The 26,546-nt window shown below is 62.7% G+C and carries 23 protein-coding genes; 2 read left to right on the top strand and 21 right to left on the bottom strand.

All coding sequences use genetic code 11. From position 1 onward, the window contains the following. Positions 1-89: 89 nt before the first annotated feature. The 13 genes from NKJ89_RS21890 to NKJ89_RS21830 form a co-directional block, all read right to left on the bottom strand. Positions 90-401 carry a hypothetical protein gene (locus NKJ89_RS21890; protein ID WP_352605536.1) on the bottom strand — a complete coding sequence of 104 codons (312 nt, stop codon included), beginning with the start codon at positions 399-401 and terminating at the stop codon, positions 90-92. 7 nt (positions 402-408) lie between these two features. Next, positions 409-849, bottom strand: a complete 441-nt coding sequence (locus NKJ89_RS21885) for a hypothetical protein (protein ID WP_352605534.1) — start codon at positions 847-849, stop codon at positions 409-411. Positions 850-894: 45 nt separating this feature from the next. Then, positions 895-1,155 (bottom strand): DUF2312 domain-containing protein, encoded by a 261-nt coding sequence (locus NKJ89_RS21880; protein ID WP_013529099.1) that lies wholly within the window; start codon positions 1,153-1,155, stop codon positions 895-897. Positions 1,156-1,312: 157 nt separating this feature from the next. Continuing rightward, complete coding sequence (pyc, locus tag NKJ89_RS21875) at positions 1,313-4,771, bottom strand: pyruvate carboxylase (RefSeq protein WP_352605532.1); 3,459 nt, start codon at positions 4,769-4,771, stop codon at positions 1,313-1,315. Between the two features lie 304 nt (positions 4,772-5,075). Then, complete coding sequence (locus NKJ89_RS21870; RefSeq protein WP_023758604.1) at positions 5,076-6,194, bottom strand: branched-chain amino acid ABC transporter substrate-binding protein; 1,119 nt, start codon at positions 6,192-6,194, stop codon at positions 5,076-5,078. Positions 6,195-6,331: 137 nt separating this feature from the next. Then, on the bottom strand, positions 6,332-6,679 hold the full coding sequence (locus NKJ89_RS21865) for a DUF6867 family protein (protein ID WP_023758603.1): 348 nt from the start codon (positions 6,677-6,679) through the stop codon (positions 6,332-6,334). Positions 6,680-6,785: 106 nt separating this feature from the next. Beyond that, entirely contained in the window at positions 6,786-7,514 is a 729-nt protein-coding gene (locus tag NKJ89_RS21860; protein ID WP_023758602.1) for an ABC transporter ATP-binding protein, read from the bottom strand. Beyond that, positions 7,514-9,064 carry an ATP-binding cassette domain-containing protein gene (locus NKJ89_RS21855; protein WP_023758601.1) on the bottom strand — a complete coding sequence of 517 codons (1,551 nt, stop codon included), beginning with the start codon at positions 9,062-9,064 and terminating at the stop codon, positions 7,514-7,516. The genes NKJ89_RS21860 and NKJ89_RS21855 overlap by 1 nt, the downstream gene beginning before the upstream one ends. Next, complete coding sequence (gene livM, locus NKJ89_RS21850; protein ID WP_023758600.1) at positions 9,064-10,659, bottom strand: high-affinity branched-chain amino acid ABC transporter permease LivM; 1,596 nt, start codon at positions 10,657-10,659, stop codon at positions 9,064-9,066. The genes NKJ89_RS21855 and livM overlap by 1 nt, the downstream gene beginning before the upstream one ends. A gap of 4 nt (positions 10,660-10,663) precedes the next feature. Continuing rightward, on the bottom strand, positions 10,664-11,566 hold the full coding sequence (locus tag NKJ89_RS21845) for a branched-chain amino acid ABC transporter permease (protein WP_023758599.1): 903 nt from the start codon (positions 11,564-11,566) through the stop codon (positions 10,664-10,666). A 334-nt stretch (positions 11,567-11,900) separates the two neighbouring features. Next, positions 11,901-12,902: a 4-hydroxyproline epimerase gene (locus tag NKJ89_RS21840; RefSeq protein ID WP_352605530.1), complete on the bottom strand. Its 1,002-nt coding sequence runs from the start codon at positions 12,900-12,902 to the stop codon at positions 11,901-11,903. Positions 12,903-12,934: 32 nt separating this feature from the next. Beyond that, entirely contained in the window at positions 12,935-14,272 is a 1,338-nt protein-coding gene (locus NKJ89_RS21835; protein ID WP_352605528.1) for an NAD(P)/FAD-dependent oxidoreductase, read from the bottom strand. 56 nt (positions 14,273-14,328) lie between these two features. Then, a complete protein-coding gene (locus NKJ89_RS21830) occupies positions 14,329-15,222 on the bottom strand; it encodes a dihydrodipicolinate synthase family protein (RefSeq protein ID WP_023758596.1) in 894 nt (297 codons plus the stop codon). A gap of 106 nt (positions 15,223-15,328) precedes the next feature. On the opposite strand from NKJ89_RS21830, the gene NKJ89_RS21825 reads away from it, so the two are divergent. Then, positions 15,329-15,979, top strand: coding sequence for a GntR family transcriptional regulator (locus NKJ89_RS21825; protein ID WP_352605526.1), 651 nt, complete (start codon positions 15,329-15,331; stop codon positions 15,977-15,979). A gap of 23 nt (positions 15,980-16,002) precedes the next feature. Here the strand turns inward: NKJ89_RS21825 and NKJ89_RS21820 are convergent, their stop codons facing one another. Both NKJ89_RS21820 and NKJ89_RS21815 read right to left on the bottom strand, forming a co-directional pair. Next, positions 16,003-16,308, bottom strand: coding sequence for a hypothetical protein (locus NKJ89_RS21820; RefSeq protein ID WP_023758594.1), 306 nt, complete (start codon positions 16,306-16,308; stop codon positions 16,003-16,005). A 244-nt stretch (positions 16,309-16,552) separates the two neighbouring features. Next, a complete protein-coding gene (locus NKJ89_RS21815; RefSeq protein ID WP_352605524.1) occupies positions 16,553-18,049 on the bottom strand; it encodes a CoA-acylating methylmalonate-semialdehyde dehydrogenase in 1,497 nt (498 codons plus the stop codon). A 219-nt stretch (positions 18,050-18,268) separates the two neighbouring features. Here NKJ89_RS21815 and NKJ89_RS21810 point away from each other — a divergent pair, with 219 nt between their 5' ends. After that, positions 18,269-19,150, top strand: coding sequence for a LysR family transcriptional regulator (locus NKJ89_RS21810; RefSeq protein ID WP_352605522.1), 882 nt, complete (start codon positions 18,269-18,271; stop codon positions 19,148-19,150). A gap of 128 nt (positions 19,151-19,278) precedes the next feature. Here NKJ89_RS21810 and NKJ89_RS21805 read toward each other — a convergent pair whose 3' ends face one another. The 6 genes from NKJ89_RS21805 to NKJ89_RS21780 all read right to left on the bottom strand — a co-directional run bounded on the left by NKJ89_RS21805 (position 19,279) and on the right by NKJ89_RS21780 (position 26,395). Further along, entirely contained in the window at positions 19,279-20,535 is a 1,257-nt protein-coding gene (locus NKJ89_RS21805) for a D-amino acid dehydrogenase (RefSeq protein WP_352605519.1), read from the bottom strand. 89 nt (positions 20,536-20,624) lie between these two features. Further along, the gene (gene alr / locus NKJ89_RS21800) at positions 20,625-21,764 is read right to left on the bottom strand and encodes an alanine racemase (RefSeq protein ID WP_352605517.1); all 1,140 of its coding nucleotides are present in this window, start codon (positions 21,762-21,764) and stop codon (positions 20,625-20,627) included. Between the two features lie 18 nt (positions 21,765-21,782). After that, positions 21,783-22,313, bottom strand: a complete 531-nt coding sequence (locus NKJ89_RS21795; protein WP_352605515.1) for an RNA pyrophosphohydrolase — start codon at positions 22,311-22,313, stop codon at positions 21,783-21,785. Between the two features lie 37 nt (positions 22,314-22,350). Further along, positions 22,351-23,532, bottom strand: a complete 1,182-nt coding sequence (locus NKJ89_RS21790) for a divergent polysaccharide deacetylase family protein (protein ID WP_352605513.1) — start codon at positions 23,530-23,532, stop codon at positions 22,351-22,353. Between the two features lie 193 nt (positions 23,533-23,725). Beyond that, positions 23,726-25,057 (bottom strand): S41 family peptidase, encoded by a 1,332-nt coding sequence (locus NKJ89_RS21785; RefSeq protein ID WP_023758587.1) that lies wholly within the window; start codon positions 25,055-25,057, stop codon positions 23,726-23,728. Continuing rightward, on the bottom strand, positions 25,058-26,395 hold the full coding sequence (locus NKJ89_RS21780) for a murein hydrolase activator EnvC family protein (protein WP_352605511.1): 1,338 nt from the start codon (positions 26,393-26,395) through the stop codon (positions 25,058-25,060). Between the last annotated feature and the right edge of the window lie 151 nt (positions 26,396-26,546).

The raw sequence follows: 26,546 nt of genomic DNA, 5'->3' as shown, positions 1-26,546 counted from the left end.
CGATCGATCGCAGGATAGATGGGAAGGGCGGCTGCGGCCGCCCTTTTCGTCTGCGATCCGTGAAATTGGCTGGTGCGGTCGATGCTCGCTCAGACCACGACCGTCAGGATCAGCCACAGTGTAGCCCCGAGCGTCATCAACGACACCTTGATGCCACTGGCCCTTTCCGTGGTTCGCCAGACGGCAAAGGTCAGGAAGATATTGTAGGGCACCAGCGCGAAATGCACCGCCAGGACCAGCACAAGCGGCAGCTTCAGAGCAAGCAGGATAATCGCTGCTACTGCGGACGCGACGTTGAGCGCCGTACCGACAAGGGCAAGGTCGCGCCAGAACAGCCGGTCGAGCGGCACCCAGCCTTGCCAGCGTGAGCGGAAGAAGTATCCGACGCCGTCTGGCAACACCTGATGTCTACCCCTGCCCCAGGACTTCTGTGACCGCACGTTCGATACGCGAACATTCGGTCACCAGCCAGTCGGTCATCGCCGGCCAATTGTCCTCGGCATAACAGTTCACCCGCCACATCGAATTGATGCCGAGGCCTTCGCAACTCTGTTCCGGCCTGAGTTTCAGCCTGCCTTCGATCGCCGCCTGGAACGGCTTGAGCCGCGACCAGGCTTGCGTGGCGCCGAACTTCTCGTTGCGGCCGAAGAAGACGCCGACATGGTTCTGTGCCGGCGCGACATACATGGAAAGGACCAATGCGAAGTCGGGCAGCCCGCGCTGCCAGAACCACGGTCCGCGCCTCGCCATCAGGGCTTTTTCTTCCGGGTGCCGTTCGGCAAACAGCGTCCAGAAGCCGCGCTGGCGAAATTCAGAGGCGCGTCGGGCACCGAAGTCGAATTCGCTCATGGCTCAAAACCGTATCTCCGGCGTCGGCGCCGGGGCTGGCTGGCCCTAGACCATTCCCAGTGCGGCCTTGTACAGGTCGAGGATGGTTTCCTCCTCCTGGCGTTCGGCCTGGTCCTTCTTGCGCAGCCGGATGATCGTGCGCATCGCCTTGGTGTCGAACCCGGTGCCCTTGGCCTCGGCAAACACTTCCTTGATGTCGTCGGAAATGGTCTTCTTCTCTTCTTCGAGCCGCTCTATGCGCTCGATGAAGGCACGCAGCTGGCCGGCGGCAACTGTCTGGCTGGTATCGGTGATATCGTCGGCCATTTTTTCTCCACATCGTTTTTCGCGCCGCCACTCGGTGACGACGGCGCCAAATTTGAGCCGGTTCGATGCCCGACCGGCGGCGGCGGGTCAAGCCGTTATCGATGCTGCATGAAAGGCTGCCGCCATGATGCGGACAGCCATCCCCAGGAAGGTAGCATTAGCCGAAGGCGATCAGCAGATCCTTGGCATCGATCTGGTCGCCGGCCTTAACCAGCACCTCGGCGACGGTGCCGTCGCGCTCGGCATGCAGCGCCGTTTCCATCTTCATCGCCTCGATGGAAAGCAGCACATCGCCCGCCTTCACAGCCTGGCCGGCGGCAACCGAAAGTGCGGAGACGACACCCGGCATCGGCGCACCGACATGGGCTTCGTTGCCGGGCTCGGCCTTGCGGCGGGCCTTGGCGGCGGACGCGCCATGCGCCCTGTCGGGCACCTTCACACGACGCGGCTGGCCATTGAGCTCGAAGAACACGGTGACCATGCCCTTTTCGTCGACATCGCCGATGGCAAGGCAGCGCACCACCAGCGTCTTGCCCTTCTCGATATCGACGAAGATCTCGTCTTCGGATTTCATGCCGTAGAAATAGGTCGGCGTCGGCAGCACGCTGACGGGACCGTAGGTCTCCTGCGCGCCGGCGAAATCCGTAAACACCTTCGGGTACATCAGCCACGAGGCGAATTCGAATTCTGAGAGTTTGCGCTCGAGCTTCGCTTCGATCTCCTTGCGGTTGGCCTTGAGGTCCGCCGGCTTGAGCAGCGAGCCGGGCCGCACCTTGATCGGCTTGTCGCCCTTCAGCACCTTCTTCTGCAGCTTCTCAGGCCAGCCGCCGGGCGACTGGCCGAGATCGCCGCGCAGCATCGACACCACGGAGTCCGGGAAGGCGATGTCCCTGCTGGGGTTCTCGACATCGGCGACGGTCAGATCCTGGCTGACCATCATCAGCGCCATGTCGCCGACGACCTTGGACGACGGCGTCACCTTGACGATGTCGCCGAACATCAGATTGACGTCGTGATAGGTCTGCGCCACTTCGTGCCAGCGTGTCTCCAGCCCGAGCGAACGCGCCTGCTCCTTGAGATTGGTGAACTGTCCGCCCGGCATTTCGTGCAGGTAGACTTCCGAGGCCGGCCCCTTGAGGTCGCTTTCGAAGGCCGCATACTGGTTGCGTACCGCTTCCCAGTAGAACGAGATCTTCCTGATCCATTGCGGATCGAGGCCCGGGTCGCGTTCGGTGCCCTTCAGCGCCTCGACGATGGAGCCGAGACATGGCTGCGACGTGTTGCCCGAGAGCGAATCCATCGCCGCGTCGATAGCATCGACGCCGCTGTCGACGGCCGCCAGCACAGTGGCTGCCGATAGGCCTGACGTGTCGTGGGTGTGGAAATGGATCGGCAGGTCGGTCGCTTCGCGCAGCGCCTTGAACAGCACCCGCGCGGCGGATGGCTTCAGCAGTCCGGCCATGTCCTTGACGGCGATGATGTGGGCGCCGGCCGCCTGCAATTCCCCGGTCAGGCCGACATAATATTTGAGGTCGTATTTTGCCCGCGCCGGATCGAGGATGTCGCCGGTATAGCAGATCGCCGCTTCGATCAGCTTGCCCTCTGTGCCGACCGCATCCATGGCGACGCGCATGTTCTCGACCCAGTTCAGGCAGTCGAAGACGCGGAACAGGTCGATGCCGCCGGCGGCCGCCTGTTTGACGAAATGCTGCACGACATTGTCGGGATAGTTGGTGTAGCCGACGCCGTTGGCGCCGCGCAGCAGCATCTGCAGCAACAGATTGGGCGCTGCCTCGCGCACCAGCGTCAGCCGCTCCCACGGATCCTCGGTGAGGAAGCGCATGGCGACGTCGAATGTGGCGCCGCCCCAGCATTCGAGCGACAGAAGCTGCGGCAAGGCACGCGCATAGGTGCCGGCGATGCCGGCGATGTCATGCGTGCGCATGCGCGTCGCGAGCAGCGACTGGTGGCCGTCACGCATCGTCGTGTCGGTGACCAGCACCTCCTTCTGGTTGCGCATCCAGGCAGCGAATTTCTGCGGTCCGAGCACGTCGAGCTTCTGCTTGCTGCCATCAGGCACATTGCCGTTGAGATAGGGCACCAATGGTGCGGCCGCATCGGCCTTCGGCTGCGGCCGGCCGCGTGTCTCGGGGTGACCGTTGACCGAAACGTCGGCAAGATAGTTGAGCAGCTTGGTGGCACGGTCCTGGCGCTTGACCTGCTGGAACAGCTCCGGCGTCGTATCGATGAATTTGGTGGTGTAGGAATTATCGGCGAAGCTCGGGTGGTTGATGATCGCTTCGAGGAAGGTCAAATTGGTGGCAACGCCGCGGATGCGGAACTCGCGCAGCGCCCGGTTCATGCGGGCGATGGTCTCGGCCGGCGTCGGCGCCCACGCCGTCACCTTCTCCAGCAGCGGATCATAGAAGCGGGTGATGACCGCGCCGGAATAGGCAGTGCCGCCATCGAGGCGGATGCCGAAACCTGTCGCGCCGCGATAGGCGGTGATGCGGCCGTAGTCCGGGATGAAATTCTGCTCGGGATCTTCGGTGGTGATGCGGCACTGCAAGGCATGGCCGTTTAGCCTTATGTCCTTCTGCACCGGCACGCCCGATTCCGGCGTGCCGATGGCAAACCCGTCGAGGATATGGATCTGCGCCTTGACGATGTCGATGCCGGTCACTTGTTCGGTGACGGTGTGCTCGACTTGGATGCGCGGGTTGACCTCGATGAAGTAGAACTTGCCGGTGTCGGCGTCCTGCAGGAACTCGACCGTGCCGGCGCCGATATAGCTGGTCTCGCGGGCGATCTTCAGCGCATGGCCGCAAAGCGCCTCGCGCTGCGACATTTCGAGATAGGGCGCCGGCGCCCGCTCCACGACCTTCTGGTTGCGGCGCTGGATCGAGCAGTCGCGCTCGAACAGATGCACGGCGTTGCCATGCGTGTCGCCCAGAACCTGCACCTCGACATGGCGGGCACGCTCGATCAGCTTTTCGAGATAGACCTCATCCTTGCCGAAGGCGGCTTTCGCCTCGCGCTTGCCTTCCGTGACTTCGCGGGCAAGGTCGGCTTCGGCGCGGATGGCACGCATGCCGCGGCCGCCGCCGCCCCATGATGCCTTCAGCATCACCGGATAGCCGATTTCCTTGGCCAGTTTCTTGACCGCATCCATGTCGTCCGGCAACGGATCGGTGGCGGGGATCACCGGCACGCCGACCTCGATGGCGAGATTGCGCGCCGCGACCTTGTTGCCGAGCCGGCGCATCGTGTCCGGCTTCGGCCCGATGAAAATGATTCCGGCCTGGGCACAGGCATCGGCAAATTCGGGGCTTTCCGACAACAGGCCGTAGCCGGGATGAATGGCATCGGCGCCCGAAAGCCTGGCGACGCGGATCACCTCCTCGATCGACAGATAGCTTTCGATCGGTCCCATGTCCCTGGCCAGATGCGGCCCGCGTCCGACCTGGTAGCTCTCGTCGGCCTTGAAGCGATGCAGGGAGTATTTGTCCTCCTCGGCCCAGATCGCCACGGTTTTGAGACCGAGTTCGTTGGCCGCGCGAAAGACGCGAATGGCGATTTCGGACCGGTTGGCGACGAGAATCTTCGTGATGGCCAAGGACTGAGGCTCCAGCAACGGAAGGGAACAGAAATCGGCGCAATGATTAGCGTGAAAATGCTGCAGTGCAAACGAAATTGACGAGCACTTAAACCGATTGAAATGGAATCTTTGCGCCGAACGCTGTCGCATTCATTCGAACATGCAGCGAAGCGCTGGGCATCGCCGGTCAACGCGCGATCGTTTCCGGGCTAAAGGCCCGGGCTGCCTTGGTCTGCCGGCCTCGATGGAGAGGCAACGGGCTCAAAAGAAAGATGCCCGGCGCGAAGCGCCGGGCATCTGTAAAGCTTGGAGACTGACGAGCTTACATCTTCTGGATGTAGGTGTACTTGCCGTCGTCGCCCTTCTTCCATTCGTACATGACGTAGCCGGGCAGCGTCGGGTCGCCCTTGGCGTCATAGGACAGGTCGCCGAGCACGGTCTTGAACGGGCCGTTTTCATGCATCGCCTTGGCAACTGCCTGCGGGTCGTTCGACTTGGCAGCGGTCGCTGCTTCGGCGAGCGCCTGTACGGCGGCGTAGGAGTAGAGCGTGTAGGCTTCCGGCTCGAAGCCCTGCGCGCGGAACTTCTCGACGAGTTCCTTGTTGGCGGGGATCAGGCGCGGATCCGGGCCGAACGTGTTGAGCGTACCCGCAACCGCGTCACCCGCGATCGAAGCCAGCTCGTTCGACACGATGCCGTCGCCGGAAACCAACGTCGCCTTGAGACCCTGATCGGCCGCCTGGCGGATGATCAGGCCGGCTTCGGTGTGGAGGCCACCCCAGTAGATGATGGTTACGCCGGCTTCCTTCATCTTGGCGATCAGTGCCGAGAAGTCCTTGTCGCCGACGTTGATGCCTTCATACATGACTTCCGTCAGGCCCTTGGCATTCATCGCCTTCTTGGTTTCGTCGGCAAGGCCCTGACCGTAGGTGGTCTTGTCGTGCACGACGGCGATCTTGGCGTCCTTGAAGTTCGCGGCGAGATAAGCGCCGGCGATGCTACCCTGCTGGTCGTCGCGTCCGCAGGTGCGGAACACGTTCCACAAGCCGCGCTCGGTGAACTTCGGGTTGGTGGCAGCCGGGGTAATCTCGACGATGCCGTTTTCCGCATAGACTTCCGATGCCGGGATCGAGACGCCCGAGTTGAAGTGCCCGACCACGAACTTGACGCCGTCGCCGACGAACTTGTTGGCAACCGAGATGCCCTGCTTCGGATCGGAGACGTCGTCGCCGACTTCGAGCTTGATCTGCTCGCCATTGATGCCGCCCTTGGCATTGATGTCGGCGACAGCGGCTTCCGCACCCTTCTGAAGCTGCGCGCCGAAGGCGGCATTCGGACCGGTGATCGGACCGGCTACGCCGATCAAGACGTCAGCCCACGCGCTGCCGCCGAACGCGACCAGCGCGGTCAGGGCGACGGCGGACAAAAGTGACTTTTTCATTTAAACGCTCCCATTTACGGAGTGGGCGTGGATGAAGCTTTCATGCGATGCCCACCCTTATCGCAGAAAGCATAGTTTGCCGATTTTCAGGCACTTGTCACGCCGATTCAATTTCGATGCGGCGCTAATGATGAACGTCAACCTTTTGGTTTCCAGCTCAAGATTGAAGCTCTCTCGTAGAGCCAATTATATTGCGTCACCATCTGGTTGGTGCGCGTGTATTGAAAGCCGACAAAACCGAGTATCATCAGCACGATTGTATCGACGACATAGTATTGAAGCGAGAACATTGTGCCGCCGAACAGCGCGTGATGGATGAAGCGGATGCCGATGCCGAGGCCCAGCATATAGGCGAACAACTGGACGAAGCTGCGCCATGTCTGGGCACTGGCCTTGCCCGTCATCCACGCCGCCCAGCCGCCGAGCAGACAGGTGACGAAGAAGAACTGCCAGATCGAGGGTTCCTCATAGAGAATGCCCTGCATGATGAAGTCTCCTTAGCATGATCCCGAAAGGTTGCAGACTTTTCGGACAAGGATCATGCGACAAACAAACAATTTGGAGCGGAACACCGAACGCACCGCTTCAAATTCAGTGATGTCCGCCTTCGAGATAGGCGGCGCGCACTTCCGGATTGGCGAGCAGTTCCTTGCCGGTGCCGCTCATCGTCACGTTCCCGTTGACCATGACATAGCCCCGCGTGGCGAGTTTCAGCGCGCCGAAGGCATTCTGCTCGACCAGGAACACGGTAAGCCCCTGGGTGCGGTTCAGTTCGCGGATCGCGTCGAAGATCTGCTTGACGATCAGTGGCGCCAGACCCAGCGATGGTTCGTCGAGCAAAAGTAGCTTCGGCCGTGCCATCAGCGCGCGTCCGATCGACAGCATCTGCTGCTCGCCGCCCGACAGCGTGCCGCCGCGCTGGGCTATGCGCTCCTTCAGCCGCGGGAACAGCTTGAACACCTTTTCGACGTCCTCGTCATAGTGTTTGAGGTTGTCGAGGCTGGCGCCCATCTGCAGGTTTTCCATCACCGTCATGCGCGGAAAGATGCGCCGGCCTTCGGGCGACTGCGCAATGCGCATGCGCGCGATCTCATGCGTCGGCATCTGGGTGATGTCGGTGCCGGCAAAGGTGATGGTGCCGCCGCGAGCCCGCGGGGCGCCGAAAATGGTCATCATCAGCGTCGACTTGCCGGCGCCGTTGGCACCGATCAGCGCAACGATCTCACCTTCCTTCACGGTGACATCGACGCCGTTAAGCGCCCGGATATTGCCATAGTAGGTCTGCACGCCCTTGATATCGAGCAGCGTTGTCCCGGCCATCACTTGCTCCCCCCGCGCTTGCCCGCCACAGGCTTGGCAGCAGTTTTTCCGGAAGCATGGCTGGTCGCCACCTTGCCCGCATCGACGCGGCGCGAGAATTCCGTGTCTTTGCCCTGGCTGAGCAGCCTGGCCTGCTTGACCCATTCCTCACGTGCAATGCGTCCGTCAAAGGCGAGATAGGCTTCAGCAGCCTCGACGTCGGCCTTTTTCCAGGCGCCGATCTGGTCGAAGTGGAAGATACCGTGATCGTTGAGCTTCTTCTCGTTGACCGAACCGATGCCCTTGATACGGGTCAAATTGTCGGCCTTGCCACCGCGAGGCGCTGGCAGCCGGTTGGAGATTCCTCCTGCCGCCGCCGCAGGCGCCTTCGCGGAAGGGACCTTGGCTGCCCGCTTGGTCGGCGCAGTCGACTTCACCGCCGTTCCGGCTGCCGCCTTTGGTGCAGCTTTCGGAGCAGGCTTTGCCTTCGCCGCCGGAGCGCGAGGCGCGGCCGGCACCGCCGCCAGCGAGGCCGCCTTGTCTGCCGCGGCGAGCGATTTTGCGTCGACCTGACCGGCCTTTGACGCGCCTTTCGCCACCGTGACCCGCTCGCCTGAACTGTGGCCGACCGTGTCGGTCACCGGCCCGGCGAGATACGATGATGATGTTCCCGGGCCGTGTGCGGCATCCGGTCCGGTATCGAGCTGTTCGATGACGTCTTCGTCGCCGACTTCAGTCAGCACCGACTCGACGTCCTCGTCGTCGACGCCGAGATAGGCTGCGATGACGCGCGGGTCGGTACGCACCGACTGCGGACTGCCGTCGGAGATCTTGCGGCCATATTCCAGAACAACGACATGGTCCGAGATCTGCATGACCACCGACATGTCGTGCTCGATCAACAGGATCGAGGCGCCTGATGTGTCCTTGATGTCGATCAACAGCTCGTTGAGCGCCGCCGATTCCTTCGGATTGAGTCCGGCCGCCGGCTCGTCGAGGCACAGAAGCTCCGGCCCCGTGCACATGGCGCGGGCGATCTCGAGGCGGCGCTGCGCACCGTAGGGCAGATCGCCGGCCGGATCGTCGGCGCGGTCGACAAGATCGGCCTTCTCCAGCCAATGCTTGGCCAGATCCACCGATTCGGCCGAGGCCCTGCGGTAGCCGCTGAAGCCGAACAGGCCCAGGATCGTATAACCCGAGGCCTTCATCAGCTTGTTGTGCTGCGCGACCAGCAGGTTCTCCAGCAGCGTCATGCCCGAGAACAAGCGGATGTTCTGGAAGGTGCGCGCCACCTTGGCGCGTGCCGGGATCTCATGGTTGGGCAGGCGTTCGAGCAAATAGCTCGAGCCGTCGTTCCGGTTGAGCGTGATCATGCCTTCGGACGGCTTGTAGAAGCCGGTGATGCAGTTGAACACGGTGGTCTTGCCGGCGCCGTTGGGTCCGATCAGCGCGGTGATTTCACCGCGCTTGGCGACGAAGGACAAGTCGCCGATGGCGACCAGGCCGCCGAACTTCATCGACAGATGCTCGACCTGCAGGATGGCCTCGTTCATGGACGGATTCGCGTTCATCAGCCGTGGCCCTCCTTGGTGAAGGAACCTGAAACCGACCTTCGCTCCTTGAGAAAGGCGGTCGGCTCTCGACTGCCGACGAAGCCGCGCGGCTTCCACAGCATGACGATGACCATGGCCATGCCGAACAGAAGCATGCGGTAGAGTTCGGGTGTGAAGTCCGGCCCGAATATCTGCTTGAGGAAGTCGAGTTCGCGCAGCGCCTCGGTCCCGCCGATCATCACCATCGCGGCAACCGCAATTCCGACCAGCGAGCCCATGCCGCCGAGAACGACGATCGCCAGGATGATGGCCGATTCCAGGAAGACGAAGGATTCCGGGCTGACGAAACCTTGCCGCGCGGCGAAGAAAGAGCCGGCGAAGCCGCCGAACATGGCGCCGGTGGCAAAAGCGGTCAGCTTGGTGGTGGTGGTGTTGATGCCCAGAGACCGGCAGGCGATCTCATCCTCACGCAGCGCTTCCCATGCGCGGCCGACCGGCAGACGGCGCAGCCTGATGGTGACGAAGGCGGTGAGCAGGCACAGGCCCAGGATCAGATAATAGAGGAAGATCTTGTAGTACGCACCCGACTGGGTGATGCTCAACACTTTGGCGATGTAGTTCGAGTCCGACACGTTGAACGACATCAGTCCGAAGAAGCTGACCTTGGGAATGCCGGAAATGCCGGCCGAACCGTTGGTCACTTCGCGCCAGTTGATCAGCACCAGGCGGATGATCTCGCCGAAAGCCAGCGTCACGATAGCCAGATAGTCGCCTCGCAGGCGCAGCACCGGGAAGCCGAGCAGGACGCCCCAGAGGGCGGCCATGGCGCCGGCGGCCGGCAACAGGATCCAGAATGACAGGCCGAAATGCGTGGCGAGAAGCGCATAGGAATAGGCGCCAAGTGCATAAAAGGCGACGTAGCCGAGGTCGAGCAGGCCGGCGAGGCCGACAACGATGTTCAGGCCCCAGGCCAGCATCACATAGATCAGGATCTGGATGCCGAAATTATCGACCCATTTCAGCGAACCCTGCAGGCCTCCGGCAATCGACCAGGCGTTCAGCGACAGCACCGCCACCACGAGGATCGGATAGAGCACCAGCGCCGTGACGCCCAATTTGGTGAAATTGGCATGAATGAAGGCGCGGAAGTAATAGATCACGCAAGCCAGCAGATAGATGACCGCGAGCGCGCGCAGGAATTGCAGATAGCCGGCCGGTTCTGCTCCGACCCATCCAGCGAGAGAATTGTTGAAAACGAACAGCAGCACCGCGGCGATGACGGCCGCGATGAAGGCCGGCAACTGGAAGAAGCGTGATGCGACGCTGCTCGGCAACAGGCCGGTGGCAACATCGGCGATCTTCTGGTTGGCCAGGAAGGGCTGGCCATAGGCGACATAAAGAAACCGCCCGACAGCCGTGGCGATGACCACTGCCGCAAGCAGGCCCCAGCGCGCGGTCAGGACCAGTTCATTGGAAATGTTCTGACCGGTCTTCAGCCCGATGAACAGCACGAACAGGCCAAGCGCAATGGCGCCGGCATAGAAGGCTTCCTTGAGGGCGCGTTGGACAGGGGTGGCGACGACGTCGCGCTCCGGAGATACGGTGACGGCCATGGTCTCAGACCTTTTCGACTTCTGGCCGGCCCAGTATGCCGGAAGGCAGGAAGATCAGCACGATCGCCAGGATCGAGAACGCCGCGACGTCCTTGTAGTCGATCGAGAAATAGGCCGACCACATGCTCTCGATGAAGCCGATCATCAGCCCGCCGAGCACCGCGCCCGGCAGCGAACCGATGCCGCCCAGCACCGCTGCGGTAAAGGCTTTCACGCCGGGCGTGAAGCCGTCCGAGAAGGCGATGACACCGTAATACATCAGGAACAAGGTCCCGGCGACGGCGGCAAGCGCCGCACCCATGATGAAGGTGATCGAGATAGTGCGGTCGACATCGATGCCGAGCAGCGCCGCCATCTTGCGGTCCTGCTCGCAGGCGCGTTGCGCTCGGCCAAGCGAAGTCCTGTTGACCAGGTACCAGAACAGCACCAGCAGCAGCGCCGTGACGATGACGATGATGATCTGCTTCAGCGACACGCTGATGCCGCCGATGTTGTAGACTTGACTGACCATCGGCGGGATCGGCTTGTTGCGCGGCCCCTGTGTCACTTGGACGAAGTTCGACAGCGCGATCGACATGCCGATCGCGGTGATCAGCGGCGCCAGCCGGAACGAGCCGCGCAATGGCCGGTAGGCAACCTTCTCGATCGTCCAATTGTAAAGGCTGGTGAGCAGCATCGCCACGATCATCATGAGCAGCAGCGCCAGCACCACGGGCACCGAATAGAACAGCGCGCCTAGAGCGAGGAAGACGATCAGGGCCGTGAAGGCACCCACCATGAAAATGTCGCCATGAGCGAAGTTGATCATGCCGATGATGCCGTAGACCATCGTGTAGCCGATCGCGATCAGCCCATAGATCGATCCCAGCGTCAGCCCGTTGATAAGCTGCTGGACAAAGTACTGCATGTGTACGTGGCTCCCCTGGAATGTCGCCCATGCAGACGCATTCCTTTTCGTATTTCCCCTAGTCGTAAAGTTTCGAGCCCGGATTGCAACGTCATTTTTCAATCGTCGTGCGTGTTTTGCCGACACGCCGTCTGATTGCCCGTTTTTCCGTATCCGACCCCTGGACTATCGCGGACCCTACCATTGGCATAACGCAATGTCTTTGACGATTCGACCGCATCATGCGCCTCGTTTCGAAGAAATCGCCGTCAAAATTAGGTGATGAGAAGAATCGTTGCGTTACTGACATAGTCCGTTTTTCGTTCCGCTCCTTTCCGTTGGGTCACGTTCCCCTTCACTTGACCACAAAACCATGCGCGAACGGATCGCGATCGTCGATGAAAATGGTGTTCAATCCGGTCATTCGCGCCCAGCCACCGATCGAGGGAACAATGGCCGGTTTGCCCGCGACGGTGACGTCCTTTTCGACCTTGCCCTTGAACAGCGAACCGATGATCGATTCATGAACGAAGCTGTCGCCGGCCTTGAGTTTGCCCTTTGCATGAAGCTGCGCCATGCGCGCCGAGGTGCCGGTGCCGCAGGGTGAGCGGTCGATCGCCTTGTCGCCGTAGAACACGGCGTTGCGGGCGTCGGCCTCGGGGTTGGTCGGCGCGCCGGTCCACAGCATATGCGACAGCCGGTTGATGCCAGGGTTCTCGGGATGCACGAAGGAATATTTCTCATTGAGCCGCTGCCGCACCACCGGGCTCCAGGCGATGAAGTCGCCGGCCGAATGGTCGGCCATGTCGCGATAGTTCTTCTGCGGCTCGACGATGGCGTAGAAGTTGCCGCCATAGGCGACATCGACGGTGATTTCGCCGAGCTGCGGGCATTCGACCGTCAGCCCTTCCGCATAGAGGAAAGACGGCACATTGGTGATGCGCACCTCCTCGACATAGTCGCCGACCTGTTTGTATTCGGCGATGACCAGGCCGGCCGGCGTGTCGAGTCGAAGCACCCCCGGCGTCTTCGGCTTGATCAGCCCGTGCTCGATCGCCATCGTCACCGTGCCGATGGTGCCGTGGCCGCACATCGGCAGGCAGCCGGAGGTCTCGATGAACAGGATTGCGATGTCGCAATCCTCGCGCGTCGGCGGATAGAGGATCGAGCCGGACATCACGTCATGGCCACGCGGCTCGAACATCAGCCCGGTGCGGATCCAGTCATACTCGGCCAGAAAATGCGCTCGCCGTTCCATCATCGTCGAGCCCTGCAGCAGCGGGCCGCCACCGGCGACCAGCCTCACCGGATTGCCGCAGGTGTGGCCGTCTATGCAGAAGAAGGATTTCTTGGCCATCACGCTCCTCGAAAAATCAAAACCCACGAAAATCAAAACCGATGTGGACTGAAGGGGGCCAGATCGATCGGCGGAGTCTGCCCCAGGACGAGTTCCCGGATCAACCGTCCGGTGGCTGCTGCCTGGGTCAAGCCGAGATGGCCGTGGCCGAAAGCATAAACCACCGACCGGTTTCCCGATGCATGACCGATGACGGGCACTGAATCCGGCAGCGAGGGGCGGAATCCCATCCATTCGCACCCGCCTGAGGGATCGAGCCCCGGCAGGAATTTCTGCGCCTTCTGCAGCAACGCCTTCGACCTGTTGTAATTGGGCGGTCGCTCGATGCCGCCGAGTTCGACGGCGCCGCCGACGCGCAGCCCCGTTTCGAGCGGCGTGATGACGAAGCCATGTCCGGAGAAGATCAGCATCCGCTTCACGTCGAAGGCGCTCGTCGGCAGCGTCGTGTTGTAGCCGCGCTCGGTTTCAAGCGGAATGCGATCGCCGAGTTGCCTCGCCAGCAGATGCGACCAGGCGCCGGCGGCGATGACAAGATGCCTGGCTTGCCTGGTCGTGCCGTCGGCCAATGTCAGCGCGGCACCTTCCGGATTGGTCGCAACGCGCTCGATCCGAGCGATCTCAAAGCGAGCGCCCTCGGTTTGTGCATGGGCCCACACCGCTTTTCCGAGCAGTTTCGGGTCGGCGACCGTCTTCCATCCCGGCACGAAAGTGCCCTTGACGAAGCGCGGTGAAAGCCCCGGTTGCAAGGCGGCGAGTTCCTCCCGCCCGACATGGCTAAAGCCGATGCCGAAGCGCTCGCGCGTCGCCCAGCCGGGCAACCCTGCCTGAAACTCGGCCTCGCTTTCGTAGAGTTCGAGCGAACCATCCTCGCGCAGCATCCCTCGCGTGCCGGAGCGATCGAGCAGGCCCATCCATTCCGCTTCGGCGAGCTTCATCATGCCTGCCTGAGCGGCAAGGCTCGCCTCGTATTTCCCCGGCGCACCGGCACGCCAGAAGCGGATCAGCCAAGGCAGAAGTTTCGGCAGATAGGCGGGCGGAATGCTGAGCGGGCCGAGCGGATCGGCCAGCCATTTCGGCAGCTGCCGCATCATGCCCTTATGCGCCAGCGGCAGTACGTCGGAGAAGGCGAAGGCAGCGGCGTTGCCGGAGCTCGTCTCCTCGCAAATGCCGGTCCGATCGAAGATCGTGACCTTGCGTCCCGCCTCGGCCAGAGCCGCGGCGGCGCAGACACCGATGATGCCGCCACCGACGATGGCGACGTCTTCCGCTTCTCCCTGTTCAAAGGGCGAAGGTGCCCGAAGGGCGGATGAGGGTAGGCGCCCCGTTTCCGGCGACTTGGAATTTCCTTGCACGTAGGTGCTGCCCTTCATCTGGCTGCCGCCATCTTTGCCCCGTGGACGGCAGGGCTGTTCGGGAGAAGAAAGCCTCAGAACTGCGGCAGTGTCGGCCGAACCGCCAGTGCGTCCTTGACGATCTTCTCGACTGCCTTGCGGCGCTCGCCCGACAGCGGCTGTCGCGGCATGCGCACGCGATCATTGCTGTTGATCGCGAACACTTCGGCAAGCTTGATGTTCTGCACCAGATAGGTCGATACGTCGAGATCGAGCAGCGGCCGGAACCAGCGGTAGATGGCGAGTGCCTCTTCGCGGCGGCCCTGCTTCATCAATTGGTAGATGGCGACTGTCTCGCGGGGGAACGCGGTGACCAGTCCGGCCACCCAGCCGATGGCGCCGACCGACAACGCCTCGAAGGCCAGATTGTCGACCCCGGTAAACAGGTCGTAGCGAGTGCCCAGGCGATTGATGATCTCGGTAGAGCGGCGGATATCGTCGGAGGACTCCTTGATGGCGACGAAGCGCTTGTCCGACGCCAGCTCCTCCATTTGGTCGACAGTGACATCGACCCGATAGGCAAGCCGGTTGGAGTAGATCATGACCGGCAGGTCGCCGGCCTCGGCTACGGCACGAAGTGCGGCGACGGTCTCTTCTGCATTCGTGTGGTAGATCGGGCTCGGCACCACCATAAGCCCGTTGGCGCCTTCTTTCGCGGCACGCCTGGCGATGCTGGCGGCCTCGCGGGTTCCGGCCTCGTTGACGGTCAGCAACACCGGCTTCTTGCCCGCAACTTTCTGGGCGGTCTTCAGCACCTCGATCTTCTCGTCAGGTGACAGCATCGGCCCCTCGCCGAGCGATCCGCAGACGATGATGCCGTCGCAGCCGGCCTCCATCTGCAGGTTGAAGCAGCGCTCCATCTCGGCATGATCGAGACGATCATCCGTGGTGAATTTGGTCGTGACGGCGGGGAAAACTCCGGTCCACATGATTATGCCTCCATTTGATATATCAGCCATATATCTGTCAGGAAACCGCCTGTCAATACGGATTTCGCTATGATATATTCTAGATATATCAGGAGGCGGCCTATCCATGGAAGCGAGCACCACAACCGAGCCGGCGGCTGCCAAGGCCTATCATACACTCGAGCATATGATCGTCACGCTCGAGTTGGCCCCTGCAAGCTTCGTCACCGAGGGCACCCTGATCGAAAGACTCGGGCTCGGCCGCACGCCGGTACGTGAGGCGATCCAGCGGCTGGCCTGGGAAGGGTTGCTCGACGTGCGCCCGCGCGCCGGCATCGCGATCGCTCCGCTACATCCCGGCGACTGGCTGCGCGTGCTCGATGCGCGCCGCGGCGTCGAGGTGGTCTTGGCCCGCTCGGCCGCCCGTTTTGTCCGTCGCGAAGCCGCCGATCTGTTTCACGAAGCAGCCCTTGCCATGCAAAAGGCAGTGATCGCGGGCAACGTGCTTGCCTTCATCCAGGCCGACAAGGCGCTCGACGAAGCGCTGGCGCTGGCCGCCGACAACCCGTTCGCTGCCCGCCTGGCCGCACCCTTGCAGACCCACAGCCGCCGTTTCTGGTTCCGCTACAAGGCCGACACCGGTCTTGCTGAATCCGCTGAACATCATGTCGCATTGATCCGCTCGATCCTCGACGGTGACGAAGAGGCCGCGGCCAAGGATGCCAAACGGCTGATGGCGCTGCTGCGCGGTCATGCCGAGGCCGCGGCGACACGGTAAAACAATCGAACCGCCCGGTTGGCTTAGGTGCCCGGCAAATTGGCGGTGATCGTTGGGCTGTCCCAGCCTTCGCCTATGGACAGGATGCAGCTCTGGCCCTTTGTATCGGACGCCAGAACTGTCCAGCTGCCTTGCTCGGAAACAAAAATCTCGAGAACCACACTAGGATTGATGAGGCCGCGTCCTGCTTCGACTTCGTGGAACTTCTCGCCGAGCGCCTTGATCAGATCAACTCGCGATGCGCATTGTCCAGCAGCACTAGCGTGCGGGGCAACGGCTGGTATCGCAAGCGACGCCAAGATCATCGTCGCCACAAGACTTCGTGTCATCTGACACCTCCTCGCGCCAGACGGGGACCCCGGCTGCCACCGGCGCTGTTGATTGGCCTGCAACCTACGCAGGAATATAAGCTAAGGCGGATGGCGCCCGCTTGGTTCCATCACATTAGCGATTTTGCGGACAAGGCCGCGGCCAGAATGCAGAAAGACCCGGCCGCCTCGGCCGGGCCTTCGATGCCGGCTATGCCGCGCCCCGGCGGCTTAGGCGAGGGCGCACAAGCGGAAGATCGTCCGGCTAGTTCATGGTCGGGATGACGAATTCGGCACCATCCTTGATGCCTGACGGCCAGCGCGAGGTCACTGTCTTGGTCTTGGTGTAGAAGCGGAACGCGTCCGGCCCGTGCTGGTTGAGGTCGCCGAAGGAAGATGCCTTCCAGCCGCCGAACGTGTAGTAGGCGATCGGCACCGGGATCGGCACGTTAATGCCGACCATGCCGACCTGGACCCGCGAGGCAAAATCGCGCGCCGCGTCACCGTCGCGGGTGAAGATGGCGACGCCATTGCCCATCTCGTGGTCATTGGCGAGCTTGATAGCGCTCTCATAGGTCGGCGCGCGCACCACCGACAGCACCGGCCCAAAGATCTCTTCCTTGTAGATGCGCATGTCCGATGTGACGTTGTCGAAAAGGCAGCCGCCCATATAGTAGCCGTCTTCATAGCCCTGCATGGAGAAGCCGCGGCCGTCGACGACCAGCTTGGCGCCTTCCTTGACGCCGGTGTCGACATAGCCCTTGACGCGTTCCAGTGCCTGCGCCGTTACCAGCGGGCCGAAATCTGCGGAAGAGTCGGTCGAAGGACCGACTTTCAGGCTCTCTACGCGCGGAATGAGCCTTTCCATCAGCCGGTTGGCGGTGTCGTTGCCGACCGGTACGGCCACCGATATCGCCATGCAGCGTTCGCCGGCCGAGCCATAGCCGGCGCCGATCAGCGCATCCACGGTCTGGTCCATGTCGGCATCGGGCATGATGATCATGTGGTTCTTGGCGCCGCCGAAGCACTGCACGCGCTTGCCGGCGGCGGTGCCGCGCGAATAGATGTAATGAGCGATCGGCGTCGAGCCGACAAAGCCGATGGCCTTGATATCGGGATCGTCGAGGATGGCGTCGACGACATCCTTGTCGCCATTGACGACGTTGAGAATGCCCGCCGGCAGGCCGGCTTCGAGGAACAGCTCGGCAATACGCATCGGCACGCCCGGGTCCCGCTCCGACGGCTTCAGGATGAAAGCGTTGCCGCAGGCGATGGCCGGCGCGATCTTCCACAACGGGATCATTGCCGGGAAGTTGAACGGCGTGATGCCGGCGACGACGCCGAGCGGCTGGCGCATCGAATAGACGTCGATGCCGGGACCGGCACCGTCAGTGAATTCGCCCTTCATCATGTGCGGCGCGCCGATGCAGACCTCGACCACTTCGAGGCCGCGTTGGATGTCGCCCTTGGCGTCGGCGATCGTCTTGCCGTGCTCGCGCGCCAGGATGTCGGCCAGTTCGTCATAGTCGCGGGCAACGAGTTCGAGGAACTTCATCAGCACGCGCACGCGGCGCTGCGGGTTGGTCGCTGCCCATTTCGGCTGTGCAGCCTTGGCATTCTCGACAGCCGCGCGCAATTCCGCCTGCGAAGCCAATGCCACTGTGCCGCGCACGGAGCCGTCCATCGGCTGCATCACATCCTGCTTGCGGCCGCTGGTCCCGGCGACATGCTTGCCGCCGATGAAATGACCGTAGTCGATCATGATCTCTCTCCCTTTGTTTGTGATGGCCCATTGTCCGCCTTTGCGGCGGCGATGGCAACGCGAGGGAGTACGCAACCGTTGTGCGGGAAATAGATAGCGATTGACGGGCGAGCATCAATTCCCGCAAATGGCGGGATGCAATTGCTGCTGTACGGATTAAGAGATTGAGTTCTTTCGCCACAGAGCGCAGCGTCGGCAACTGTCATCTGGACCATCGCCATGAACTGGGATGACGTCCGCATCTTCCTGGCCGTGGCGCGCGCCGGCCAGATCCTTGGCGCGGCCAAACGGCTGGAGCTCAATCACGCCACAGTCTCGCGCCGCATCGCCGCGCTCGAGGATGCATTGCGGACAAAGCTATTTCGCCGCTTGACCACCGGCAGCGAGTTGACGCCGGCCGGCGAGCGCTTTCTCGACATTGCCGAGCGTATGGAAGGCGACATGATCGCCGCGCGCTCAACGGTTGCCGGCGAAGGCGATGACGTTTCCGGTACGGTGCGCATCGGCGCGCCGGACGGGTTTGGCGTTGCCTTCCTGGCCAAGCGCCTCGGCGCGCTGACCGCCCTGCACCGCGAACTGACGATCCAGCTTGTGCCGGTGCCGCGTTCCTTCTCGCTGTCGCGCCGCGAAGCCGACATCGCGATCACCGTCGAGCGGCCGACCGAAGGAAGGCTGGTGGCGGGGAAGCTGGTCGACTATTCGCTCGGGCTGTTTACCTCGCGTGACTATGTGCAAGTGCATGGTTTGCCCAAAACCGCCGCCGAACTCGGCCAACACACCCTCATCGGCTATGTGCCGGACCTCATCGTCAGCCCCTCGCTCGACTACGCGGCCGAGTTCAGCGCCGACTGGCGCACCAGCTTCGCCATCTCCTCCGCACTTGGCCAGGCCGAGGCGGTGCGGTCGGGCGCCGGCATCGGCATCCTGCACACCTTCGTCGCCCGCTCGATGCCGGAATTGGTGCCGGTCGATGCGGTCGCACCCATCCGTCGCGCCTACTGGCTGGTCTATCACGAATCGGTCAGGCCGCTGCGCCGCGTCCAGATCGTTGCCAGCTTCATCACCAAGGCAGTGGAGCGGGAGAGAAGCCTGTTCACCTGATTTCGCAAAACCGACAAAGCAAATCCGCCATCTAGGGCGGGTCGAGCATGAACGAATTCACCACACGCCCAACCTTGTCTGCGAATTGCGTCCATTTGGCGAAGACTGGGTCCGGAGTCGTTGATCTTCTATCGCAGATAACGCTCCTGCGCGAGGTCGCGGACATCGATGTCCGGCACCCGACTCGAGATGATGTCGGCCAGCACCTTGCCCGAGCCGCAGGCCATGGTCCAGCCGAGCGTGCCGTGGCCGGTGTTGAGATAGAGATTGGACAACTCGGTGCGGCCGATCAACGGCGGACCGTCCGGCGTCATCGGCCGCAGCCCGCACCAGAAGGTCGCGTCCCGCATCGCGCCGGCGCCCGGAAAGAGATCGCCGACCGAGTGCTCCAGAGTGCGGCGCCGCGATTCATGTAGCCTGAGGTCGAAGCCGGAGATCTCCGCCGTACCGCCAACCCTAATGCGGTTCCCGAGGCGGGTGATCGCCACCTTGTAGGTCTCGTCCATCACCGTCGACACCGGTGCCGCGGCGGCATCCTTGATCGGCACGGTGATGGAATAGCCCTTGACGGGATAGACCGGGATCGGCCGTTTCACCCGGCGCATGAACCCTGCCGAATAACTGCCCAGCGCCATCACATAGGCGTCGGCGGATTTCCAGCCCTTGCTGGTGCTGAGATTGGCGATGCGATTTCGGCTGCGGATGACACGCCAGATCGTCACGTCGTATTCGAACTTGACGCCGCGCGCCACGCAAAGCTCGGCCAGCCTGTCGGTGAACATCTTGCAGTCGCCGGTCTCGTCATGCGGTAGCCTGAGACCGCCGACGAACTTTTCGCGCACCCCGACCAAGCTAGGCTCGGCGGCGATGCAGCCGTCCTGGTCGAGGATCTCGTAAGGCACGCCATACTTCTTCAGCACCTCGACATCGCCGCCGGTGCCGTCGAGCTGTTTTTGCGTGCGAAACAGCTGCAGCGTGCCCTGGGTCCGCTCGTCATAGGCGATGCCGGTCGCTTCGCGCAGCGCCTTCAGCGTGTCGCGGCTGTATTCGGCCAGCGGCACCATGCGCGCCTTGTTGATCGCGTATCGCTCGGCGGTGCAGTTGCGCAGCATCTTGATCAGCCAGGTCCACATATGCGGATCGAAGGCCGGCCGCACCACCAGCGGGCCATGCTTCATCAGCAGCCATTTGATCGCTTTCAGCGGAACGCCGGGTCCGGCCCAAGGCGAGGCGTAGCCGGGCGATATCTCACCGGCATTTGCAAAGCTGGTTTCCAGCGCCGGGCCTTTCTGGCGGTCGAGCACCGTCACCTCGTGGCCGGCTTCGGCGAGAAAATACGCCGTGGTCACCCCGATGACGCCACCGCCCAGCACCATGATCTTCATCGTACAACACTCCACGGCGACGCCCAAACCGGTGCCATCTTCTGTCTGCCGGATTCTGTGGCGCCCGCCAAGAGGCTACACGCCAAGCGTTAGCTATTGAGATATCGCCGATGAAAGCGCGGGCCGAGGCTGGTCAATATCTCGTAGCCGATGGTGCCGGCATGGCCGGCAGCGTCGTCGACGCTTTGCGAGGGACCGAGCAGTTCGACGAGATCACCCTCGCGTAGCTTGCCGGACGGCAGAGCGGAGATGTCGAGAACGATCGAATCCATCGATACCCGCCCGAGGAAGGGCAGGCGCGCGCCATCGAACCAGGCCGCGGAGGCCGCGCGCCGGTGCCAGCCATCGGCATAGCCCAGCGAGATCGTCGCGGCAGCAAGCGGAGCCGTCGTTTGGAACATGTGGCCGTAGCCGATACCGACGCCGGCCTCCAGCATGCGTGTCTGGACGACCTTGGCCTCCAGCCGCACCACAGGCAGCATCGGGTTCGGCCTGGCCGGTGTCGGATTGATGCCGTAGAGCGCGGCACCAGGGCGTGCGAGATCGTAGTGGAAGCGTTGTCCCAGGAAGATGCCGGACGAATTGGCGAGCGAGGCCGGCGCCTTCGGCAACAGTGCGCGCAGCCGCTCGAATGCCAGCCGCTGTCGCTCATTGGCCGGCTGATCCGGCTCGTCGGCGCAGGCCAGATGGCTCATCACGAAACGGATGTCTATGCCGTCGAAGGCATGCGGATCGGCGGCAACGTGCTCCACATCCCCGGGCGCCATGCCTAGCCGCGACATGCCGCTGTCAACCTGGATCGCGGCCGGGAGTTTTCGGCCGGCGCGGCGAGCCGCCGCACGCAAGGCCGCCAATTGCCCCACGCTGTTGACGACGGCGCTAAGCTCTGCCGCCACTGCATCGGCCTCGGCTCCGGGCGGAATGCCGTTCAGCACGAAAATGGCAGGGCCCGGCCCAATTGAGCGGCGCAAGGCGACGCCTTCCCCCAGAAGCGCGACGAAGAAGGTGTCGCAGCCTTCGCGCAGCAGCGCCGCCGCGACCTGGCTCGCGCCTACGCCGTAGCCGTCAGCCTTGAGCACACCGGCACAGCCAACATCGCCCAAACGCGCTTTCAGCCGCCGGTAGTTTTCACGGATTGCGACGAGATCGATGGTGAGGACAGCCCCGGCCGCCGCTTCACTTATGGCGGTGACATCTTCGGGCAGCGACCTTTGGGGGGCGTCGTTCATGGCATTCAACCCAGCTCCCTACTCCCTACTCTGCACCAGATGCCGGAACGCCGCCACCACGTCCTCATAGACATGGCGCTTGAACGGCACGATCAGGTCGGGCAGGTCCCGCATCGGCCGCCATGCCCATTTGTCGAATTCGGCGGTATGGCCACCCGGTGGTGGGTTTATCTGGATCTCGCTGATATCGCCGTGGAAGCGGAAGGCGAACCATTTCTGCGTCTGCCCGCGATATCGGCCCTTGAAGGCGATGCCGACGAGATGGGTCGGCAAATCATAGTTGATCCAGTCCGGCGCCTCGGCCAGCAGCGAAACGCTGCGCATGCCGGTCTCTTCATAGAGCTCGCGCTCGGCCGCCTGCAACGGCTCCTCGCCCTTGTCGATGCCGCCTTGCGGCATCTGCCAAAGCTGCGTCGTGCCGGCAAATTCGCTATCCGGTTCCGCAATGCGGTGCCCGACCCAGACCAGGCCTTCGGCATTGAGGATCATCAGCCCGACGCAGGGACGATACGGCAGCGTTTCGCGGTCGATTCTTTCTGTCTTTGCCATCAATCAGTCTTTCGGTCGTCGTCCACGCAGGACGTCGCTAGCCTTTTTGCGGGTCAATCGCCACCGCTGAAATCGGCACGATCTCGATGCCGCGCTTCTTGGCCTCGATGACCCAGGACGACACCGTGTCGACCGTCATGTCGAAGGCCGAACCGATGCCGACGGCAGTGCCTTTGGCCCGCGCGGTCGCTTCGAGACTGTCCAGTTTCTTCAGGATTTCGCCGCGATCCTGCACCGCATCGATCGCCATGTCGCCGGAGACGAAGGGTACGCCGTCCTTCAACGCCAGGTCGGGTGCCAGGCTGCGCACCGACGAACCGTCATCGATATAGGCGAGGCCGCGTTTGCCGAGCTCGGCCATGAACGGCTCCATCGCCGCCGCATCGGCGGAGAAGCGCGCGCCCATGTAGTTCATGACGCCGGTGTAGTTGGTCGTCCGCGACAGCGCCCAGTGCAGGTTCTTCAAATTCTCGTCCGCGCTTGCCGCCACCGTCAGCGTGTCGCGGCCGGGATTGATGTTGGGATAGTCGAACGGTTCGAGCGGCACCTGCATGACGATCTCGTGGCCGCTTTGCCGGGCCGCCTGCATCCAGCGGCCGATGCTGTTGCCTTGCGGCGCGAAGGCCAGCGTGACTTCCGCCGGGAGCTTGGCGATGGCCGCCTGGGTGCCTGTCTGCGACACCGCGAGCCCGCCGATGACGATCGCCACCCGCGCGCCGCGTCCGCCCGACCAGGGCCGCGCATAGACGTCGAACGGGCGTCGGCCATCGGTGGCGCGCATAGGCAAAGGCCCGGTTTCGCTGGCTTCGATCAGCGCCTTGTCGGGAATATGTGCGATCTTCAGGTTCTGGCCGATGGTCGACGGGTCGTGAATGACGATCGCCGCCTTGGGCGGGCCATCACCCTCTTCCGTCTGCACATGGATGATCTGCGGCCCGCCTGTCTTTGCCGGCGTGTCCGGCTTTGGCGTCGCCACCGGGGCCAGTGCGGCCGGCACGGCAGCGGGCTCGGCCGCCGCTGCTACTTTCGGCGTCGAAACGGCAACCTCTTGCGGCCTTCGAAACGGCTTTTCCCTGAGCGCGATCGCGCCGGAGAGGCCGACCACAGCCAGCGCGGCCAAGGCCGCCAAGATCGTGCCGCCGCTGACCTTGCCGGCGGCGCGCGGCGACCGGGCAGCCTGTCCAAGCGGGCGTTCGATGTCCTTGCCTATGTCAGCCAAGCCTAATCCCCGGGCGCATGGCTTCGAAGACGAAACCGTTTTGAAAAGACATGCGCGAATTCATATCCTGGCGCACCCCTGTCGCCGTGTTGGGGCTTTGCCTTGCCCCCGAATCAAACTGCCGGAACCTTTCGGTCCCGGCAGCATCGCATTGCTTCCATCGGGCAGCCAGACCTGTTGTCGGCAGCACCGCTTACTGGTTGAGAACGGCCTTCTGCGGATTGGGCGGGAAGGACGGATCGGTCTTCTGGCCGCGCAGCAGCTGCTCGGCATAGATGAGCTGCAGATCGTCCTTCGGATCCGGCGGCACATAGGCCGCCGAGCCCGAACCGGTCTTGCTCTCGTCGGCGCCCTTAATATGGCCCTTGAGATCGGATTCGCCGCGCGTCAGGTCCCTGCCCTGCAGTTCCGGCGGCAACGGCTGATCGACCTTGATGTCGGGCGTAATGCCCTTGCCTTGGATCGATTTGCCGGACGGCGTGTAATAGAGCGCCGTCGTCAGCCTGAGTGCGCCATTCTCGCCGAGCGGAATGATCGTCTGCACCGAACCCTTGCCGAAGGACTGCGTGCCGACCACCGTGACACGGCGCAGGTCCTGCAACGCACCAGCGACGATTTCCGACGCGCTTGCCGAACCGCCATTGACCAGGACGATCATCGGCTTGCCGTTGATGTCGTCGACCTGCTTGGGCTTGGCGTCGAAGCGAGTGACGTCCTTGGGATCACGACCGCGCGTCGAGACGATCTCGCCACGGTTGAGGAAAGCATCGGACACGCTCACCGCCTGGTCGAGCAGACCACCCGGATTGAGGCGGAGATCGAGAACGTAACCCTTGAGCTTGTTGTCCGGCACCTGCTTCTTGATCGTGTCGATGGCGTTCTCGAGGTCGTCATACGTCTTTTCGGTGAAGGAGGTGATCTTCATGTAGCCGATGTCGTTTTCGACCCGGAACTTGACCGCCTTGACCTTGATGATGTCGCGCACGACCGTCAGTTCGATCGGCTTGTCGGCGCCCTGGCGCAGGATGGTGAGCTTGATCGGCGTGTTGACCAGGCCGCGCATCTTGTCGACTGCGTCGTTGAGGGTCAGACCGCGAACCTCTTCGCCGTCGATCTTGGCAATGTAGTCGCCGGCCAGCACGCCTGCCTTGGCGGCCGGTGTGTCGTCGATCGGCGTGATCACCTTGACCAGATCGTTCTCCATGGTGACCTCGATGCCGAGGCCGCCGAACTCGCCCTTGGTCTGGACGCGCATATCCTGCGCCTGCTCGGCGTTCATGTAGGAGGAGTGCGGGTCAAGCGAGGCGAGCATGCCGTTGATGGCGTTCTCGACCAGCGACTTATCGTCGGGCGGCGTCACATACTGTGCCCGCACCCGCTCGAAGATGTCGCCGAAGATCGCCAATTGCTTGTAGGTCTCCGACCCTGCAGCGTTCGCCGCCGAGCCGGGCGTACCATAAACAAGGCTCATCGCGGACGCGCCCATCAGCGCACCGGCAAACAGAAGCGACAGTTTCCGCATTATTCACGTCCTTCCAGATAAACGGTCCGCCCACCATGGGGCCGGATCGACGGGTTTTCCATCCTTGCGAAACTCAACATAGAGCTCCGGCGTGGCATTTCCATTCTTCGAAACCGAGGTGCTCGCCACCCTGGCTTCTCCCATCGCGCCGATCGGCTCTCCTGCGAGCACTGATTGACCGGTCGCGACGCTGATTCTGCTCATCCCCGCCAAAACGACATGATAGCCGTCGCCTGCGTTAAGGATCAAGAGTTGACCATAAGAGCGAAACGGCCCCGCATAAAGCACATTTCCATCCGCCGGCGCGGTAACGATGGCTCCCGATTGTGTCGCAACCATGTCGCCAAGCATCATCGCGCCGTTACCGTCATCGGTGCCGAATCGCCTTTGGATACGGCCGGTCACCGGCAGCGCGATCTGTCCCTGCAACGCTGAAAAAGGCGCCGCGGCGGCAAGCCGGTTGCCTTCCGGGACCGGCAGCGACGCCGGTTCCGCCGGCGTTGACGTCTTGTCGGCGTCCGCCGTCTTCTGCTCGGCGGCCTTTGCCGCATCGGCAGCCTTGCGGGTCTTGTCGGCCTGCGCTTCGAGCGACGCGATCAATTCCTTCAAGCTGCCGGCCTTGGCCGCCAGCGCCTCGGATCGCTGCTTTTCAGCCGCCATTTGCGTTTGCGTGTCGGCTTCGAGCTTCTGCTTGGCTTCCAGCAGCATGCCAAGTCGCTTCTTTTCCGCCACCTGGTCGCCGACAGCCGCCGTCAGCCGCGCTCGCTCCGCCTCGATCGACGCCGTGACCTTGGTCTGCTCCTTGAGATCGGCCAACAGGCCATCGGTCTGCTGACGCAGTTCCGGCACCACGGCGCCAAGCAGGATGGCGCTTCGCACCGACGACAGCGCGTCCTCCGGCTTGACCAGGATCGCCGGCGGTGGGTTCAACCCCATGCGCTGCAGCGCGCCCAGCACTTCGGCCAGCACGTCACGCCGAGACGCAAGCGAGACGCGGATCTTCTGCTCCTGACCCTTCAGCCCTTCCAGCCTTGCGCCTATGTCCTCTATGTCCTGGCCAAGCTTCTGCTCGGTCATCGCCGACTGGATCAGGGCTGCAGTAATCGAAGCGTGATCCTTCTTGATGGTCGCGATGTTGGCGGAGAGCTTGGCCAATCGTTCCGACGACAGCGTGATCTCCTTCGATACCCGTTCGTATTCGGCGCGGCTCTGGTCCGGATCGGGAGCCATGTTGAGCGTGTTCTCGGCCCGTCCCGCATGCAGCGACAGGACAAGCGCCGCCGCCGCGATGCCGCAACGCGCGCGCCATGAGCCCGTTCTCGATTTCCAGCCTTCAGACATTCGGTGTCGACTCTATCTGCGGCTTCGTTAACGAACCATCAACCATGTTTGAAAGGGTCCGTTTCCGAATGCACGCCGCCCAAAGTGGTCAGATCTCGGAATGCGAAATGCATAATACCAAAAGCCAGTCTTGCACGGCATTGGGGCGGAA

The organism is Mesorhizobium sp. M0047 (assembly GCF_040323315.1).
In the GTDB taxonomy this organism is placed as follows: Bacteria; Pseudomonadota; Alphaproteobacteria; order Rhizobiales; family Rhizobiaceae; genus Mesorhizobium.
This window is presented reverse-complemented; position numbering and strand designations above follow the sequence as displayed.

Bases quoted from the DNA above. Each gene is read 5' to 3' on its own strand.
- NKJ89_RS21885 (WP_352605534.1), bottom strand. From the start codon at position 849: ATGAGCGAATTCGACTTCGGTGCCCGACGCGCCTCTGAATTTCGCCAG.
- NKJ89_RS21880 (WP_013529099.1), bottom strand. From the start codon at position 1,155: ATGGCCGACGATATCACCGATACCAGCCAGACAGTTGCCGCCGGCCAG.
- NKJ89_RS21870 (WP_023758604.1), bottom strand. From the start codon at position 6,194: ATGAAAAAGTCACTTTTGTCCGCCGTCGCCCTGACCGCGCTGGTCGCG.
- NKJ89_RS21865 (WP_023758603.1), bottom strand. From the start codon at position 6,679: ATGCAGGGCATTCTCTATGAGGAACCCTCGATCTGGCAGTTCTTCTTC.
- NKJ89_RS21860 (WP_023758602.1), bottom strand. From the start codon at position 7,514: ATGGCCGGGACAACGCTGCTCGATATCAAGGGCGTGCAGACCTACTAT.
- NKJ89_RS21855 (WP_023758601.1), bottom strand. From the start codon at position 9,064: ATGAACGCGAATCCGTCCATGAACGAGGCCATCCTGCAGGTCGAGCAT.
- livM (WP_023758600.1), bottom strand. From the start codon at position 10,659: ATGGCCGTCACCGTATCTCCGGAGCGCGACGTCGTCGCCACCCCTGTC.
- NKJ89_RS21845 (WP_023758599.1), bottom strand. From the start codon at position 11,566: ATGCAGTACTTTGTCCAGCAGCTTATCAACGGGCTGACGCTGGGATCG.
- NKJ89_RS21840 (WP_352605530.1), bottom strand. From the start codon at position 12,902: ATGGCCAAGAAATCCTTCTTCTGCATAGACGGCCACACCTGCGGCAAT.
- NKJ89_RS21835 (WP_352605528.1), bottom strand. From the start codon at position 14,272: ATGAAGGGCAGCACCTACGTGCAAGGAAATTCCAAGTCGCCGGAAACG.
- NKJ89_RS21830 (WP_023758596.1), bottom strand. From the start codon at position 15,222: ATGTGGACCGGAGTTTTCCCCGCCGTCACGACCAAATTCACCACGGAT.
- NKJ89_RS21825 (WP_352605526.1), top strand. From the start codon at position 15,329: ATGGAAGCGAGCACCACAACCGAGCCGGCGGCTGCCAAGGCCTATCAT.
- NKJ89_RS21820 (WP_023758594.1), bottom strand. From the start codon at position 16,308: ATGACACGAAGTCTTGTGGCGACGATGATCTTGGCGTCGCTTGCGATA.
- NKJ89_RS21815 (WP_352605524.1), bottom strand. From the start codon at position 18,049: ATGATCGACTACGGTCATTTCATCGGCGGCAAGCATGTCGCCGGGACC.
- NKJ89_RS21810 (WP_352605522.1), top strand. From the start codon at position 18,269: ATGAACTGGGATGACGTCCGCATCTTCCTGGCCGTGGCGCGCGCCGGC.
- NKJ89_RS21805 (WP_352605519.1), bottom strand. From the start codon at position 20,535: ATGAAGATCATGGTGCTGGGCGGTGGCGTCATCGGGGTGACCACGGCG.
- alr (WP_352605517.1), bottom strand. From the start codon at position 21,764: ATGAACGACGCCCCCCAAAGGTCGCTGCCCGAAGATGTCACCGCCATA.
- NKJ89_RS21795 (WP_352605515.1), bottom strand. From the start codon at position 22,313: ATGGCAAAGACAGAAAGAATCGACCGCGAAACGCTGCCGTATCGTCCC.
- NKJ89_RS21780 (WP_352605511.1), bottom strand. From the start codon at position 26,395: ATGTCTGAAGGCTGGAAATCGAGAACGGGCTCATGGCGCGCGCGTTGC.